The 15,373-nt window shown below is 46.5% G+C and carries 12 protein-coding genes; 8 read left to right on the top strand and 4 right to left on the bottom strand.

Going from position 1 to position 15,373, the window contains the following annotated elements:
* Window positions 1–383 precede the first annotated feature (383 nt).
* A complete protein-coding gene (locus GWO68_RS09000; protein WP_162346113.1) occupies window positions 384–767 on the top strand; it encodes a hypothetical protein in 384 nt (127 codons plus the stop codon).
* A 91-nt stretch (window positions 768–858) separates the two neighbouring features.
* On the opposite strand, the gene pncA is transcribed toward GWO68_RS09000, so the two are convergent.
* Window positions 859–1,476, bottom strand: a complete 618-nt coding sequence (pncA, locus tag GWO68_RS08995; protein ID WP_162346112.1) for a bifunctional nicotinamidase/pyrazinamidase — start codon at window positions 1,474–1,476, stop codon at window positions 859–861.
* Window positions 1,477–1,478: 2 nt separating this feature from the next.
* Entirely contained in the window at window positions 1,479–2,903 is a 1,425-nt protein-coding gene (locus GWO68_RS08990; RefSeq protein WP_162346111.1) for a nicotinate phosphoribosyltransferase, read from the bottom strand.
* A gap of 203 nt (window positions 2,904–3,106) precedes the next feature.
* Here GWO68_RS08990 and GWO68_RS08985 point away from each other — a divergent pair, with 203 nt between their 5' ends.
* Window positions 3,107–4,099 (top strand): AAA family ATPase, encoded by a 993-nt coding sequence (locus tag GWO68_RS08985; protein WP_162346110.1) that lies wholly within the window; start codon window positions 3,107–3,109, stop codon window positions 4,097–4,099.
* Window positions 4,100–4,815: 716 nt separating this feature from the next.
* On the opposite strand, the gene GWO68_RS08980 is transcribed toward GWO68_RS08985, so the two are convergent.
* Window positions 4,816–6,123: a T9SS C-terminal target domain-containing protein gene (locus tag GWO68_RS08980; protein WP_235942005.1), complete on the bottom strand. Its 1,308-nt coding sequence runs from the start codon at window positions 6,121–6,123 to the stop codon at window positions 4,816–4,818.
* A 75-nt stretch (window positions 6,124–6,198) separates the two neighbouring features.
* Window positions 6,199–8,988, bottom strand: coding sequence for a TonB-dependent receptor (locus GWO68_RS08975; protein ID WP_162346108.1), 2,790 nt, complete (start codon window positions 8,986–8,988; stop codon window positions 6,199–6,201).
* Between the two features lie 417 nt (window positions 8,989–9,405).
* On the opposite strand from GWO68_RS08975, the gene GWO68_RS08970 reads away from it, so the two are divergent.
* The 6 genes from GWO68_RS08970 to phoU all read left to right on the top strand — a co-directional run bounded on the left by GWO68_RS08970 (window position 9,406) and on the right by phoU (window position 15,076).
* Complete coding sequence (locus tag GWO68_RS08970; protein WP_317164500.1) at window positions 9,406–10,599, top strand: porin; 1,194 nt, start codon at window positions 9,406–9,408, stop codon at window positions 10,597–10,599.
* 193 nt (window positions 10,600–10,792) lie between these two features.
* Window positions 10,793–11,809 (top strand): PstS family phosphate ABC transporter substrate-binding protein, encoded by a 1,017-nt coding sequence (locus tag GWO68_RS08965; protein WP_162346107.1) that lies wholly within the window; start codon window positions 10,793–10,795, stop codon window positions 11,807–11,809.
* 18 nt (window positions 11,810–11,827) lie between these two features.
* Window positions 11,828–12,703 carry a phosphate ABC transporter permease subunit PstC gene (gene pstC / locus GWO68_RS08960; protein ID WP_162346106.1) on the top strand — a complete coding sequence of 292 codons (876 nt, stop codon included), beginning with the start codon at window positions 11,828–11,830 and terminating at the stop codon, window positions 12,701–12,703.
* Window positions 12,696–13,553 carry a phosphate ABC transporter permease PstA gene (pstA, locus tag GWO68_RS08955; protein WP_162346105.1) on the top strand — a complete coding sequence of 286 codons (858 nt, stop codon included), beginning with the start codon at window positions 12,696–12,698 and terminating at the stop codon, window positions 13,551–13,553. The genes pstC and pstA overlap by 8 nt, the downstream gene beginning before the upstream one ends.
* A gap of 8 nt (window positions 13,554–13,561) precedes the next feature.
* Window positions 13,562–14,326 carry a phosphate ABC transporter ATP-binding protein PstB gene (gene pstB, locus GWO68_RS08950; protein ID WP_162346104.1) on the top strand — a complete coding sequence of 255 codons (765 nt, stop codon included), beginning with the start codon at window positions 13,562–13,564 and terminating at the stop codon, window positions 14,324–14,326.
* A 60-nt stretch (window positions 14,327–14,386) separates the two neighbouring features.
* Window positions 14,387–15,076, top strand: a complete 690-nt coding sequence (gene phoU, locus GWO68_RS08945; RefSeq protein ID WP_162346103.1) for a phosphate signaling complex protein PhoU — start codon at window positions 14,387–14,389, stop codon at window positions 15,074–15,076.
* Window positions 15,077–15,373 lie beyond the last annotated feature (297 nt).

The following is a 15,373-nucleotide window of genomic DNA, read 5'->3' as shown; positions in this document are numbered from 1 at the left end:
TATTTACAGACACATCGTAACATCATTAAAAATGCGCCCTAATAGCGCTTTAGTGCCTATATAAATAACAAACAGCTAAAACCTGTTAAAAAATTAACCACTTTCAACCATTTTGTAACATCAGGTCTAAATTTATTTTTAATTTATTGATTTAACCCACCATATAGTCAACACCTTAAAATTGCTTCAAACACTTGTTGTTAAAAAAGATGTAAGCATGAACTCACTAGTATTGCAAATATTCATCTGAAGTGCTAATTATGCAGTTACTTTATACTTTGCTGCCCGGTAAATAACCAAACTTTAGCCTAAAAACTGAAGTATATCTGACACAAAGAGAAAGTTAGCCCGTACTATCAACATTAAAACTTTTATTATTAGCCATGAGAGACGATTTAGATTTCGACGAGGATTTCAGCTATAGTGATTTCGACGATGAAGAGGATGATGACCTGGGAATAACGTTTGAGGAAGATCTTTACCTCATGATACGGGAGAAGCTGCGCGATACTGTGCAGGAATTTAAGGCACAGTACCCAATGCTGAAGAAGCTGGAAAATGCGATCAGCAACTTTAAGGTAAATGCCAAAAACACCGACGACTCCAAATTTTACCCATTGGCAGCCAAATTACTGAGCGAGCACATAAAACCGCTTACTGCTGAGTCTGAAGAGATAGAAGAGATTTACAATAACCTGCAAACCGACATTGCCCGCTTCAAAAACCAGCGTGCTCACGGCCACGAAGGCGAGTTCTACCTTTCGTAGGTAAGTATAAACTATTATATAACTATAAAAGCCACTTCTGTAACAGAAGTGGCTTTTATAGTTATATAGTTTGAGAATCAGCATGTAGGAATTACATTTTCAGCAATATCTTTCTAGCCTGGCCAATTTGTCCGCCTTTGCTTAGCAGGTGCTCTTTTTTTAACTCAAAGCTGGCAGCATCAATCGGTCGGCTGGCATCTTCTATCAGGGTTGTTTTAAAGCCGAGTTCTAAGCCATCTAGTGCAGTAAAGTATACACAATAGTCGCTGGCAAGGCCACATACCCATATTTCTGTTACGCCGCGGCCTTTCAGGTAGGCGCCCATACCAGTTGCTTTGCGGTGGCCGTTGTCGTAAAAGCCGCTATAGCTGTCTATGTCCGTTTCCATGCCTTTCCGGAAAATCGCTTCGACGTGGTTCATGTTCAGGTCCGGAGAAAACGTGGCTCCTTCTGTGCCCTGCACACAGTGGTTCGGCCACAACACCTGCTCCAATCCTTCCAGGTCAATCATCTCGAATGGCTTTTTACCGGGGTGTGCCGAGGCAAAGCTTTTGTGCCCGGGCGGGTGCCAGTCCTGTGTGGCAACAACCAGATCAACATATTGCTGCAGCTCATTTATAAGCGGAATAACTTCGTCGCCATTAGGTACAGCCAGTGCGCCGGCAGGCAAAAAATCAAGCTGAACATCAACTATAACCAGTGCTTTCATACTTATAGGTCTTTTTTATACTTGTTGCGAAGTTCTGTACGCAGGTCCAGGAGTTGTTTGCTTACCCCCACTTTGTAAATATGCGGGTTCTCGAAACGTTTATACTCTTCTGTTAATTTGCTTAAACGCTCCGTAGCATAGGCAGCCACTTCTAAAACCGGAACAGGTGCATTAGTCGGCTTCCCATCCTGCATAACCAGCTCCAGCAACGGCTGCGAGGTATAGCCCTGCAACGACATACTTTTATCGGGCTCGTAAGGGTGATGGATAGTATCCGGAATGGCATCTCCTATTAAAGCAACGGCATCAGCTACAAAATTACCGGCTTCATCTGTAAACCTGTAAACTTGCTTCAGGCCGGGCAGAGTTGTTTTCTTAATGTTCTCGGATAGTTTTAAACGTGGTTCGCCGTCGGCCATACTTAGTTTGTATACGCCATCCAGGGCGGCGTCGGGTTTGCCGGTTGCCAGGTTGGTGCCCACACCAAAAACATCTATAGGAGCGCCCTGCTCAAACAAACTTTTAATGATGTGCTCGTCGAGCTGGTTAGAGGCTACAATTTTCACATAGTTCAGGCCAGCCGCATCCAGCATCTCCCGCGATTGCTTGGCCAGGTAAGCCAAATCGCCGCTATCGAGGCGTATGCCCATCAGCTTATGGCCTTCCTGTTCCATTTCTTTTGCAACTGTAATGGCATTCGGTACACCACTTTTCAGGGTATCGTAAGTATCAACCAACAGTACACAACCTTCGGGGTTTACCTTGGCAAAACTTCTGAAAGCTTCCAGTTCGCCATCATAGCTCTGTATGTACGCATGCGCCATAGTGCCTACTGCCGGCACATCGTAAATACTGGCAGCCAGCACGTTTGATGTACTGGTAAAACCGCCTGTTAGTGCCGCTCTGCTGGCAAACATGCCGCCTATACCTTGCGCCCTTCGCAAACCAAACTCGCTAAGTGCTGCGCCTCTCGCTACCAACTTAATACGCGCCGCCTTGGTAGCCACCAACGACTGAAAGTTCAGGTAATTCAGCAACACGGTTTCGGCCAGCTGGGCTTCTACAATATTCCCTTCCACGCGCACAATCGGCTCCTGCGGAAAAACGATCTCGCCTTCGCGCATGCTGTGCACCGTTCCTTTAAAGCTGAAGTCCCGCAGATACTCCAGGAAACCATCGTTAAAGCCATGTTTGTACAGCCAGTCAATATCCCGGCTACTGAATTTAAACTCCTGCAACAGCGCCAGCAACTCGCCCAAGCCCGAAAAGATGGTGAAACCACCGCTATATGGCTGCTTCCTGAAAAAATAATCGAAGGCTACCTGTTCGTTCTGCCGGCTATAGTTAAAGTGCGAATGCGCCATCGAGATCTGGTACATATCGGTGTAAAGGGCAGAGGTGAGATCGGTGTTGAAGATGTGTTGCATGAGCAATGTGTTTCGATGTATGCTTAATTTCTGCAAGTATAGTTTACTGCTGTTTACTATACCAGAACTATAATTTTATTGTTCTGAAGCGGGCAACCTGCGCTGCCATTTGTTTTAATATAACACAACTGCTACACAATAGCTTGGCAGTAATGGCGTAATATAGCTATATTAGGGTCGTTTTTTCAGAACCCATGAGTTTTATGCCAGTAGAAGAGATTGCTTACGAAGACAGAGTGAAGGCAAACCAGCTAAAGATAAAGCAGGTTTTTAGTGAAGTGGGCAAAGTAGTAGTAGGGCAATCGTACATGATCAACCGACTACTGATCGGTCTGTTTACCGGTGGGCATATTCTGCTGGAAGGCGTGCCCGGGCTGGCAAAAACCCTGACCATTAACTCGCTATCCAAGGCACTGCGTTTAGATTTCCAGCGTATCCAGTTCACCCCGGACCTGCTGCCCTCCGACCTTATCGGAACGATGATCTACAACCAGAACGCATCTATTTTTGAAGTAAAGAAAGGCCCTATTTTCGCCAATCTTATACTTGCCGATGAGGTGAACCGCTCTCCTGCCAAGGTGCAGTCGGCACTGCTGGAGGCGATGCAGGAAAAACAGGTAACAATCGGTGAGACTACTTTTAAACTGGATTTGCCTTTTCTGGTTCTGGCCACCCAAAACCCCGTTGAGCATGAAGGTACGTACCCGCTACCCGAAGCACAGGTAGACCGTTTTATGATGAAAGTGTACATCGACTATCCTAAGAAGTCTGATGAGCTGGAGATCATGCGCCGCATGGCTAACATGGCCTTCAACGACTCGATCAATACGATACTTTCAAAGGAAGATATTTTCCATATCCGCAACGAGATAAACCAGGTACAGCTTTCCGAAACGCTGGAGCGATACATCATTGAATTGGTTTTCGCTACCCGCCGCCCAGCCGAATACGACCTGAACGAGTTTGCCCCTTACATCCAATTCGGTGTTTCCCCGCGTGCAAGTATAGCGTTAAACCGTGCCGCCCGCGCCGTTGCTTATTTCGATGAACGCGATTACGTGTTACCGGAGGATATCAAGGAAGTTGCCCATGACGTGATGAACCACCGTATTATTCTGAATTATGAAGCTGAAGCAGATGGTATTAAGACGAAGGATTTTATAGAGGCTATACTTCGTAAAGTTCCAATCAGTTAATTATTACCCCTTCCCAACCTTCCCCTAAAAACAGGGGAAGGAGTCCGGCTTTAGTTTTATAGTTGATGTGATCCAACCACCCCTAACCCCTCTCCCGAATCAAGTCCGGGATCTGCGACTTGTCTAAGGCGGGTATTCCTCTTCCACTACCTAAGTATAAGCTTTCGTTCTATAGTTACAGTCCACGAGCGGACAGGTCGCGACCTGTCCCTACGGAACTACTATCACGATAAATCTCGGAGTATCACGATAAATCTCGGAGCTTAGAAGTTCAAACTATAGATAAAAGGTTAATAGTAGAAATATCGCAGTCTTTGGGTTGAGCGCCTTTGATTTATTGCGGTGCCGTGAGGCAATCCGAGGAACGAGGATAGAAAGAAAGCAGCAGCGTGATGCCCGAAGACGGGGCCTCCCGGCCGTGAGGGCACCAAAGCTGGATTGGAACTATAGGTAAGTAAAGCTCCCAGGATTAGAGGAAGTTTGAAAAGATAGCTTGGTTAGAGTTTGTAATTATTTAGGCCAGAGACTCAACTATAGGAAAAATAAGATTTCTCGACTACGCTCGAAATGACAATAAAGAAACTTACCCTTACTACAAAAAAGAAACCCGCCTGGGACCGGCGGGTTTCGTGCGGGCGGGAGACTAATCCGCGCCGCTAACGATTGTGATGCGTTATCTCACCAATGCATACACAACCAGACGTAAAGAAGGGAAATTAGTAATCAGTATTCTGAGGGTCGAAGTTAGCCCAGCCGGCAGTCCAGTCGGTTGCCCCGAAAGCTCCAACAAACTGCACCTGTTCAAAACCACTTAGATTGCTGAAAGATGCACCAGACAGTAACTCAGAACCTGTACCTGGCAGCAACGTTGGCGCACCTGATTGCCTGTAAGCATTCTCAATTTTCAGGTCCGTATTTGAAGCTCGCTGTAGATTGCTATTAGTATTGAACCAGTTCTGGATGTTAAATGTGCTGCCCGATGCTACTTTTAGTGGCGTTGTGGCTGCCACCACATAGTTGTTCTTAAAGTTAAGTTCGTTATTTGTCGCACCACCTTCTACTGCAGAACCATCTAAATATATACCAGTCGGCCAGCCGGCAATTACAGAGTTATAAACCGATATCTTCGTGTTCTTTTTAAAGTGGATACCGCTGCCATAGTTTGACTGCGCCGTTGTGTTGGCTGTCGCCAGTGGGCCAAACAAGCTTACGTTCGAGAATTTAGCAGTTGTGTTCGGGGTTGCCGTGTCGCCGGCTTTGTTGTTATCCGACTCAAACCCATTTGACTTTGAAACGTCAGCCACATTTGGGTCGCTGATACCAACTGCATACTGCACAGTACCTGAATAGCCGTTATCAGTATCAAACATATCGTCCACGGTTTTGTAAGCGATCAGGTGTTTTGCATTTACGGTGCCGCCAAACCACTCAAAAGAGTCGTCGCCGCTATAGGATACCTGCACGTAATCGATCTCAGTTCCGCTGCCCACACCACCAAAAGTAATGCCGTTAATCTCGTTATCCGGCTGGAAGGCGATACCTGCAAACTCTACCCGCACATATTTCAGCACTCCTGAATTATCAGCAGCCTGCGTGCCGCCATACTGCCTGTCCACGCCACCTTCTATAGCAGCTGAGCTACCTAAGTTTACAGGCGCATTACCAAGTATAATCAGTCCGCCCCAGTCGCCGGCTCTGCGGGCGCCTTTAGCTTCGTTAGAGGTGAATACAATTGGCTTCTCTACAGTACCTCGGGCAATTATCTGGGCACCGCGCTCAATAATAAGCGAGCCTTTTGTGGCTTTATCACCTTTGATGATACTGCCTGGTTCTATCGTTAGTTTTGCAGGGGCCTGCACGTAAACAAAGCCTTTCAGGAGGTATTTTTTATCGGCTTTCAGTGTCATGTCGGAGGTTATGTTTCCGCTCAGTTCCACTACTTCTTTATTCTGTTCGATGGGCGTTACTGTGTCGTCGCCGTCTTCTTTACAAGCTACTGTGGCTACACCTAATAAGGCTAGCATTAATAAAGTGCTTACTTTTTTCATGGTCAATTAAAATTTGGTTAAAAGGTTATTTGGGTTGGTTAAGATGTTTTTCTAGAATTTATAGTTGACGCCCAGCGTAGTATAGCTGCCGCGTTTATAGTTGGTAAAGTCGTCGTCCTGGGAGCTGATCTTTGCATCGCGGTTCGAGTCCTGCATCAGTTTTACTTTCTGGTTCAGGATGTCCTGTATACCAGCCTTTAGCTCGAAGTGCTTGCCTATACCTTTTGTTACCGACAGGTCGAGCACGTTGCGTGGCATTTCGTAAACCGTTGGAGCCATATCGTCGCCAACTGTAAAAATGCGCTTGCCAATTACATTGTAGAGCATATTTACCTGCAGGGCTCGGTTCTCGTCGTTAAAGTATAAGCCGGCATTCACAATAAAAGGCGATTGTCCGTACATGGCTCTGTTTCTTTCCTGCCCTTCGGTTTCTTTGCCCAAGTCTACCTTGCTTTCAATCAGCGAGGCATTCAGCACAAAACTCATGTTCTGGATAAGACTGCGGTTCGACAGGTTCAGGAACGATTTCCGTATCTCAGTTTCGATACCATAGCTTTGTGCGTTGCTGGCATTTTTTGGCTGGTAGATCGGGTTGCCTGAGGCAGGTATACTATAGATCTCTATCGGGTTTTTGAAATATTTGTAGAACACACCCACTGACAGTAGCTCTGTAGGATTCGGGTAAAACTCGTAGCGCAGATCAGTGTTATGTATGGTAGCGGTGGTCAGGTTCTCGTTACCTTTTATCTCGGCATTCAGCTGGAAATCGTAGTAAGTAAAAGGTGCCAGCTCTCTGAACTCAGGACGGTTTATGCTTATACTATAGCCACCGCGTAATAATGCTCTTTCCGTTAAATTATAAGTAGCGTTAAGCGACGGAAGTATACTGGTGATCGGGTTGCTTACTTTGGTTTTGCCGCCGCCATACTTTGAAGTGCTCAGCTGTTGCTTGTTAAACTCTACCCGCAAACCACCTGAAAGATTCAGCTTATCATTTACCGGCAGGTTACCGCCCACATAACCAGCTACCAGCATACTTGATGCATCATATTTATCGGTTGGGTTGGTGCCTTCTGCTAGGCTAAAGCCAGATGAATTTATATTCTGAGAGGTAAAAAGCGCACCTAAAGGCAATGTTAGCAGGCCATTGTTAAACCGGCTTGGGTCGGAGATGATATACGACATCCAGCGCGCATCAAAATTCCTGTTCTTGTTCTCGGCATAAAAACCCGCTCTCAGTTTTGGCTGATTTTCTGTAAGTGTGTCTTTACCTGTAAACCTGCGTTCTATTTGTCCGCCGGCCAGCACGGTGTTTTCCTGCATTTCCGAATCAAACCGGCCTGCATCCAAAGTAGTGGCTGATTGCGGAAAGTACCATCTGAAAGGCTCGTTGCTATCTATGTTACGCTGCGACCTGATGCGCTTATAGCTTGGTTCGTTTCGGTTGCTATAGTTGTAGCCGGCTGTCCAGGTATAGGTGGTTTGGTCTTTATCGTGGGTACCTTGTAACTGGCCCGAGTAAACGGTTCTGCTTTCGTAGCGCTGGGCATAGTTGCGCACATCCACATCTTTGCCTTGTAGTTCTTGGCCGGTACGTTCAATTACCTGCGACTGCCCCATCTGGTTAAACAGGTTCCGGAACTCTATCTTGTTGTTGTTATCTAACCGGAAAGCCCAGTTACTGATCAAACCTACCCTTGCGTTTTGGCTCGATTCGGTGTCGTTGTAACTATATTCTATCAGGTTGGTTTTCTGGTCGGCTACGTTGTAAGTATAGCGGTAGCGGTTTACGTTTTGAACCTGGCTGGTATTGCTGTAGCTTAAAGCAGTAAGGCTGTTGGCTTCGGTGTTACCGATAAAGAACCTGCGCGTTAAACCAAGCGATAAACGTTGGTCTGGTGCAGCTGTTTTGGTAGTAAATGCCCAGTCGTTCCGGAGTTGTTTGGCAGCTGTTATCAGGCCTTCGCTGCTTACGTTATACAGGTGTTTCGGAAAAGAACCCGGCAGTGCTCTGTTGCCATTATCAAATCCTAAAAAGTCTGTAGGGCTGCCTTGCTGTGTATTGATGTTATTAAAAGTTGTACCGGCACGGTAGCCTCCCGAAATACCAAAGCTGGTTGTGTTCTCTGAAGCATTATTCTTGGTGTATACTTTAATTACACCGCCACCAAACTCACCCGGCAGCTCCGGCGACCTGGATTTAAAAACCAGGATCCTGTCTAAAACACTGGTTGGAAGTATATCGAAAGAGAAGGCGCGGGAGTCTGGTTCTGTGCTTGGGGTAAGCGCATCGTTTAGCATAACGGTGTTGTAGCGCTCGCCCAGGGCGCGTATCATAATGTAGCGGTCGTTCATTACGGTTACGCCTGGTATGCGGCGTACCACGGCGGCAGCATCCCGGTCCAGCGACTTGGTAATCTGCTCCCCCGACACACCACTTACTACTATCTCGCTTTGTTTTAAATCCTGCAGCAGTGCCAGATCGGTGTTGGTCTGGCGTGTGGCTACTACTTCCACTACATTCAGTTCGGTGCTGTTATCTTCCAACTGTATATTAAGTATGGTGGGCTGGCCCGGCTTTATAGTTACACCTGCATTTTCAGAGGGTTTATAAGAAAGGAAGGTTACTGATACGGTGTGCGTGCCCGGCTCTAAGGTTAAGCTATAGTTGCCTTCGTAGTCGGTGCTGGTGCCTTTGGCTGTTCCTTTTATAAAAACTACGGCTCCTATTACACCTTCGCCGGTGGCTTTGTCGGTTACTCTGCCTTTTACAGTTCCCTGCTGGGCATTAGCAAAATTTATGGTTACTAATGTGGTGAGAATGGTAAGTAAAAACTTCATAGCGATGTACTGTTGTTTAGTCTCGCTGCAAAAGTAGAGTGGCTATTTTACCTGAAGTTTAAGGCGCGGTTATGTTAGCGTTAAGCTTTAGAGGGAAATGTTAAGTTGCTTTTAAGACAGTGTTATCTATAGATTAAAACTTAGAGTCTGAGCGCAGTAAACCAGCACCTGGCACAAGCTAAAATAGCGGTTAAACAGCCACTTACCTATTTACGTTACTTAACATTAATATAACATTGGGGTAACTTTTGAGTAATACGCAGTTGTTTATTTTGCACCGTGATACAGCATACGTATGGAAGCAGTCTGACTAACTGCACCTGCCGAGTATCTAATATTTAAGTATCGCCTTTGAGCTATACTACTTTATTTTATAGTTTCACGACTAAGGATTAATTCTCACCTAAACCAAGTACCGTGAATTTAAATAGCAGTTTGCGTGGTATCTTTTTAGCGGGTACCATTACCTTAATTTCCATAAGCAGTGCCGCTGCACAGAGCACTAACGAATCGAAACTTGGCAAAGGCCTGCAGTTTGTAGCAGCAGATTCTTCTTTCAGCGTTAAAATAGCCCCACGTTTTCAGGTCCTATACCAGGGTGGCAACAACCCAACTACTCATGCCTGGGACGATCGTTTTCTTATCCGCAGGGCACGCCTTAAGTTTGAAGGTTTTGCCTACAGCCCTAAACTGGAATACAAAATAGAACTTGGCCTGAGCAACAACGACATCGGCAGCGATACTCCTGAAGAAAATGATAATGCCAGCAACATTGTACTGGATGCAGTCGCAAAGTGGCATATCACGCCAAACCTTTCGCTATGGGTAGGCCAGACCAAATTGCCAGGCAACCGCGAGCGCATCGTTTCTTCCCAGAAAATGCAGTTCGTAGACCGTAGCTTGCTTAATGCCCGCTTTAATATAGACCGCGATGCCGGCCTGCAGCTACACCACCAGCATGAAGTAGGACAAGTAGTGCTGCGCGAGATCGTATCAGTGTCGTCGGGTGAAGGCAGAAATATTACTATAAATAACCAGGGAGGCTACGACTATACAGGCCGTTTCGAGATATTACCATTTGGTGGTTTTGAGGGAGAAGGCGAGTATGTGGGCGGTGATCTGGCGCGCGAACAAACTCCGAAACTGGCACTGGCTGCAGCGTACGATTTTAACCAAGATGCCTCCAGAGAGCAGGGGCAGTTAGGTGATTTCCTGGGCAGGCAACGCAACCTTCATACCTTGTTTATAGATGCCATGTTTAAGTATAAAGGCTTCTCAACTATGGCTGAATATGCCAACAAACGAGCACCGCGCGGACCAGTAGTTTTGGTTAATGATACCGGAGGTGTAGAAGAAACATTTGTTACCGGCGAAGCACTTAATGTGCAGGCAGGCTACCTGTTACCAACGAACTGGGAAATTGCAGGCCGCTACACCAGCTACGACCCTACTAAAGAGACAGCCCTTACACCCGAAAAACAGTACACCTTGGGTCTATCAAAATATATAGTTGGCCATGCTTTAAAAGTACAGGGCGATGCCACCCTGCGCGATCTTGAAGGCCGCCGTGAAAGTTACCTGTTCAGGTTGCAGTTAGAAGTTGGCTTGTAAGCAAAAGTTAACATAAAGATAACATACTATACTTCCGGTAATGTTTAATTCTGGTTCTCTTTGTACCCTGTAAACTATAGCTATTGCCTTTAAAAGCAATTATTTGCAAAAAGAGGCAGCCTGAAGCCTACAAAACAAGAACAAATAATAACAATATACAGTAGCCTGAAAAACTATCTTAAATCTTTTATATATGCTGCACTTTAAACTTAACAACCTCGCTACTGCTGCACTTGTACTGCTTGTGGCAGCTTGCGGGCCTAAGTATAACGAGGACGCAGACTTTAGCCTGAAAGGCGATATCTCCATTGATGGTTCTTCTACGGTTTACCCAATTACAGAGGCAGTTGCGGAAGAGTACAGGTACGAGGCACCCAATGTGCGTACAACTATAGGCGTTTCGGGCTCAGGTGGTGGCTTTAAAAAGTTCTCGCGCGGCGAAATCGACATCAGCAACGCTTCCCGCTCTATTAAGGATGAAGAGGCGGCAACTGCTAAAGAAAATGGCCTGGACTTCGTAGAGCTTTCGGTGGCCTACGACGGCCTGACGATAGTTGTAAACCCGGAAAACAACTGGGTAAAAGACATTACCGTAGCCGAACTTAAAAAAATATGGGAGCCTGCTGCCCAGAACAAGATAACCCACTGGAACCAGGTGCGCCCCGAATGGCCTAACCGCGAAATACACCTGTATGGCGCCGGCGTTGAATCAGGAACCTACGATTATTTTACGGAAGCTATAGTTGGCAAAAGCCACGCCAGCCGCGGCGACTATACCGCCAGCGAAGACGACAACGTGCTGGTACAAGGCGTATCAACTGACGTAAATGCGCTGGGCTTTTTCGGGTATGCTTATTACGAAGAGAACAAAGCCAAACTAAAAGCCATCCCTGTCAGCGACGAAGACGAGAGTAATGGCAAAGGCGCTATTCTCCCATCACTTCAAACTATAAAAGACGGCTCTTACGCACCACTGTCGCGCCCCTTGTTTATTTATATAAACTCTGCCGCAGCGCAAAAGCCAGCCGTAGTTAAGTTTGTGGATTTTTATTTTGAGAATGCTGCCAAACTTAGCCGCGAAGTTGGTTTCATACCGTTGCCTGATGCAAAGTATACAGAAGAGCATCAGAAGTTTAAAACGTTTGTAGCCGAGTCTGCTGGCAAACCCGCAAAGCAGGATAACGTTGCCCCCGGAAACATAGGACATTAATAACACGAACTATACGCTGTGAGAGTACAGGAAAGAATAATTGAAGGTTTGTTATGGCTGTCGGCCGTGATAACCATTTTTGTTACTGTGGGCATTATCTGGGTACTGTTATCTGAGTCGCTTACATTTTTCTCAGAAGTATCAGTCCTGGATTTTTTGACAGACAAACAATGGACGCCCCTGTTTGCTGAAAAGCACTTTGGTATACTTCCGTTGGTGGCAGGCACCTTGTTAACTACAGCCATTGCCATATCTGTTGCCCTTCCTATTGGTTTAACTATAGCCATTTACCTGAATACCTACGCGCCTGCCGGGTTCCGGGCAACTATAAAACCCATGCTTGAGATACTGGCCAGTATACCAACGGTTGTGTATGGTTTTTTTGCACTGACTGTGGTAACGCCGTTTCTGCAAACATTTATACCTAACCTGGCTGGTTTCAACTCGCTTTCGGCAGGCATTGTGATGGGCATCATGATCATCCCGATGATCTCTTCACTGAGCGAGGATGCTATCAGCGCGGTGCCAAAATCGTTGCGCGAAGGAGCCTATGGCATGGGGGCTACCAGGTTCCAGACGGCTTTTGGTGTATTGGTTCCTGCGGCATCGTCGGGCATTTTGGTATCCATTATACTTGCTATATCCAGGGCCGTAGGCGAAACCATGATCGTGGCCATTGCTGCCGGTCAGCAGCCGCGCTTAACAGCAAACCCACTGGTACCCGTAGAAACTATAACCACTTACATTGTGCAGGTTAGTTTAGGCGATGTGCCGCACGGCTCTCTGGAGTACCGCACCATTTTCGCGGCAGGTATCACCCTTTTCATCTTTACATTCGCCCTGAACAACCTTAGCTTCTGGATCAGGAAAAAATATCAGGAAAAATATGACTAACTCCGAACTAAACAGATTTAAAGACAAAGCCTTTCAGGGGTTCGGTATTTTCTGCACCTTTATCGGGCTTATCGTGCTGGCCATTTTCCTGATCAATATCCTGATCGACGGGCTGGGCCGCATTGACTGGGAATTTCTGAATAACCTGCCATCGCGCCGGGCACACCGTGCCGGTATTTACACCGCCTGGATCGGTACACTCTGGATTCTGGTGCTATCATCAGTTGTTGCTTTTCCGTTGGGCATAGCTGCAGGCGTTTACCTGGAAGAGTATGGCAAAAAGAGCCGTATCGCTAATTTCCTGGAGGTTAATATTTCTAACCTGGCCGGTGTACCATCCATTATTTACGGTTTGCTGGGCCTTGAGATCTTCGGGCGTGTTTTTGGCTTAGGTGGCAGCCTGCTGACCGGTGCTTTAACGCTTGCCTTACTCATGCTCCCGATCATAATCGTAACTACCCGCGAGGCTATTAAAGCAGTGCCACGCAGCATACGCGATGCATCTTTTGCGCTGGGTGCCTCAAAATGGCAAACTATATGGTTCCAGGTATTGCCTGCTTCATTTGGCGGGATACTTACGGGGGTTATACTGGCCCTCTCCAGAGCGGTAGGCGAGGCAGCGCCGCTTATAGTTATCGGTGCGCTGGCCTATGTGCCGTTTGCCCCAACCTCGCCGCTCGACGAATTTACTGTTCTGCCAATCCAGATCTTTAACTGGATATCGAGGCCGCAGGCTGCTTTTGCTACCAATGCTGCCGCTGCAATTATTATACTACTTTTAATTACATTTATACTTAATGGCATTGCCGTATACTTGCGCAACAAGTGGCAGAAGAAAGTTAAGTGGTAAAAATAACCATGAGTAAGAAACCTTATAAATTAGAAGCCCGAAACCTGAATGCCTATTACGGCGGTTTCCACGCGCTTAAAGACATTAATATTGCCATGGAAGAAAAGGCTGTTACAGCTTTTATTGGACCTTCGGGCTGTGGTAAATCTACTTTCCTGCGCACCCTTAACCGCATGAACGACTACATAGACGGCTTTAGGGTAGAAGGCGACATTCTGCTGGATGGCCGCGACATCTATAACAAAGACATTCGTGTAGATGAATTGCGTAAAGAAGTAGGTATGGTGTTCCAGAAGCCAAACCCGTTCCCGAAAACTGTTTTTGAGAACGTAGTGTATGGCCTTAAAATACAGGGCATTAAAGACAAGAAAGTGCTTGCCGAAGCTGCTGAATCTTCACTCCGTAAAACTGCTCTTTGGGAGGAGGTAAAAGACAAAATGGATAAATCGGCACTGGCATTATCTGGTGGCCAGCAACAGCGTTTGTGTATTGCGCGCGCGCTTGCCATTTCGCCATCCGTCGTACTTATGGATGAGCCAACTTCAGCCCTTGACCCAATCTCGACAGCCAAAATAGAAGAGCTTATTTACGAGCTAAAAAACGACTATACAATAGTTATAGTAACGCACAACATGCAACAAGCCGGCCGCGTGAGCGACCAGACAGCTTTCTTTTATATGGGCGAACTTGTTGAGTATGCCAAAACAAAGACAATGTTTACCAGTCCGAAGCACGAGCGCACGCAAAATTATATAACCGGCCGCTTCGGGTGATTTGTTTATACTTGTTGCCGAAGTATAAAATATGTTATCAATCTTAAAAGAGACTAACGAATGAACCATATAGATGCAGAACTTAGTGGCCTGAAGGTTAAGTTAATGGAAATGTGGGACCTGGTGGAGTACCAGCTGCAAAGTGGCCGCGATGCCATGGTTAATGCCGATCAGGAACTGGCCCGTAAAGTGGTAAAGCTTGGCAAAAAGGTAAATAACTTTGATGTGAAGATAGACCGCATGTGCGAAAACCTGCTGGCCCTGTACACGCCTGTAGCCGTAGATCTTCGCCTGGTATTGGCTACGCTTAAGATCAACGCTAACCTGGAGCGCATCGGCGACACTGCAGAAGGCATATCAATGTATGTGCAAAACAGGAAAGAACCTTACAACCCAGAAATGCTGGAAGTAACCAATGCAATCCCTATGTTTGATGAGGCGCTGGCTATGTTCCGCGATTGCCGCGTTGCCTACAAATCAAATAACACAGACCAGGCCCGCGCCATGCTGAAGCGTGACAAGATGCTGAATAAGATCTACCGTAAGTCAGACAAGATCATAGCAGATTATTTACGTAACAACCCGGATAGTATTGAAGAAGGTCTGGCTATACTTGCCATCATCAAAAAACTGGAGCGCGTCGGCGACCAGATCACGAATATTGCCGAGGAGATCATTTTCTACCAGGATGCCAAAGTGGTAAAACACAAGTCTAAAAAGAAGAATAAGGACAATGGTGATAAGGAATAATATTGTTTGAAAAGCATGGAAGAGCACGGGCTATTATAGTTCGTGCTTTTTTATTTCACCTCACCCCAACCCTCTCCTGCCGAGGGAATAGGCAGCTACTGCTCTCCATCTGTCATTTCGACCACCAAGAGAAACCTGGAAGCGTTTTAACCCACCCCTACCCCTCCCGAGAGCAGGGCTGTTTCATTCTCCTTTTGCTGGCGCGGATCTGCGATCCGTGACTTACTTATAAAGTCGGATTTGCAATCCGACTGGGCCAGAGGCCCAACTATAGTTCGACACGAGCGAGGACGCTCG

Source organism: Pontibacter fetidus, from assembly GCF_010119545.1.
GTDB lineage: Bacteria > Bacteroidota > Bacteroidia > Cytophagales > Hymenobacteraceae > Pontibacter > Pontibacter fetidus.
This window is presented reverse-complemented; position numbering and strand designations above follow the sequence as displayed.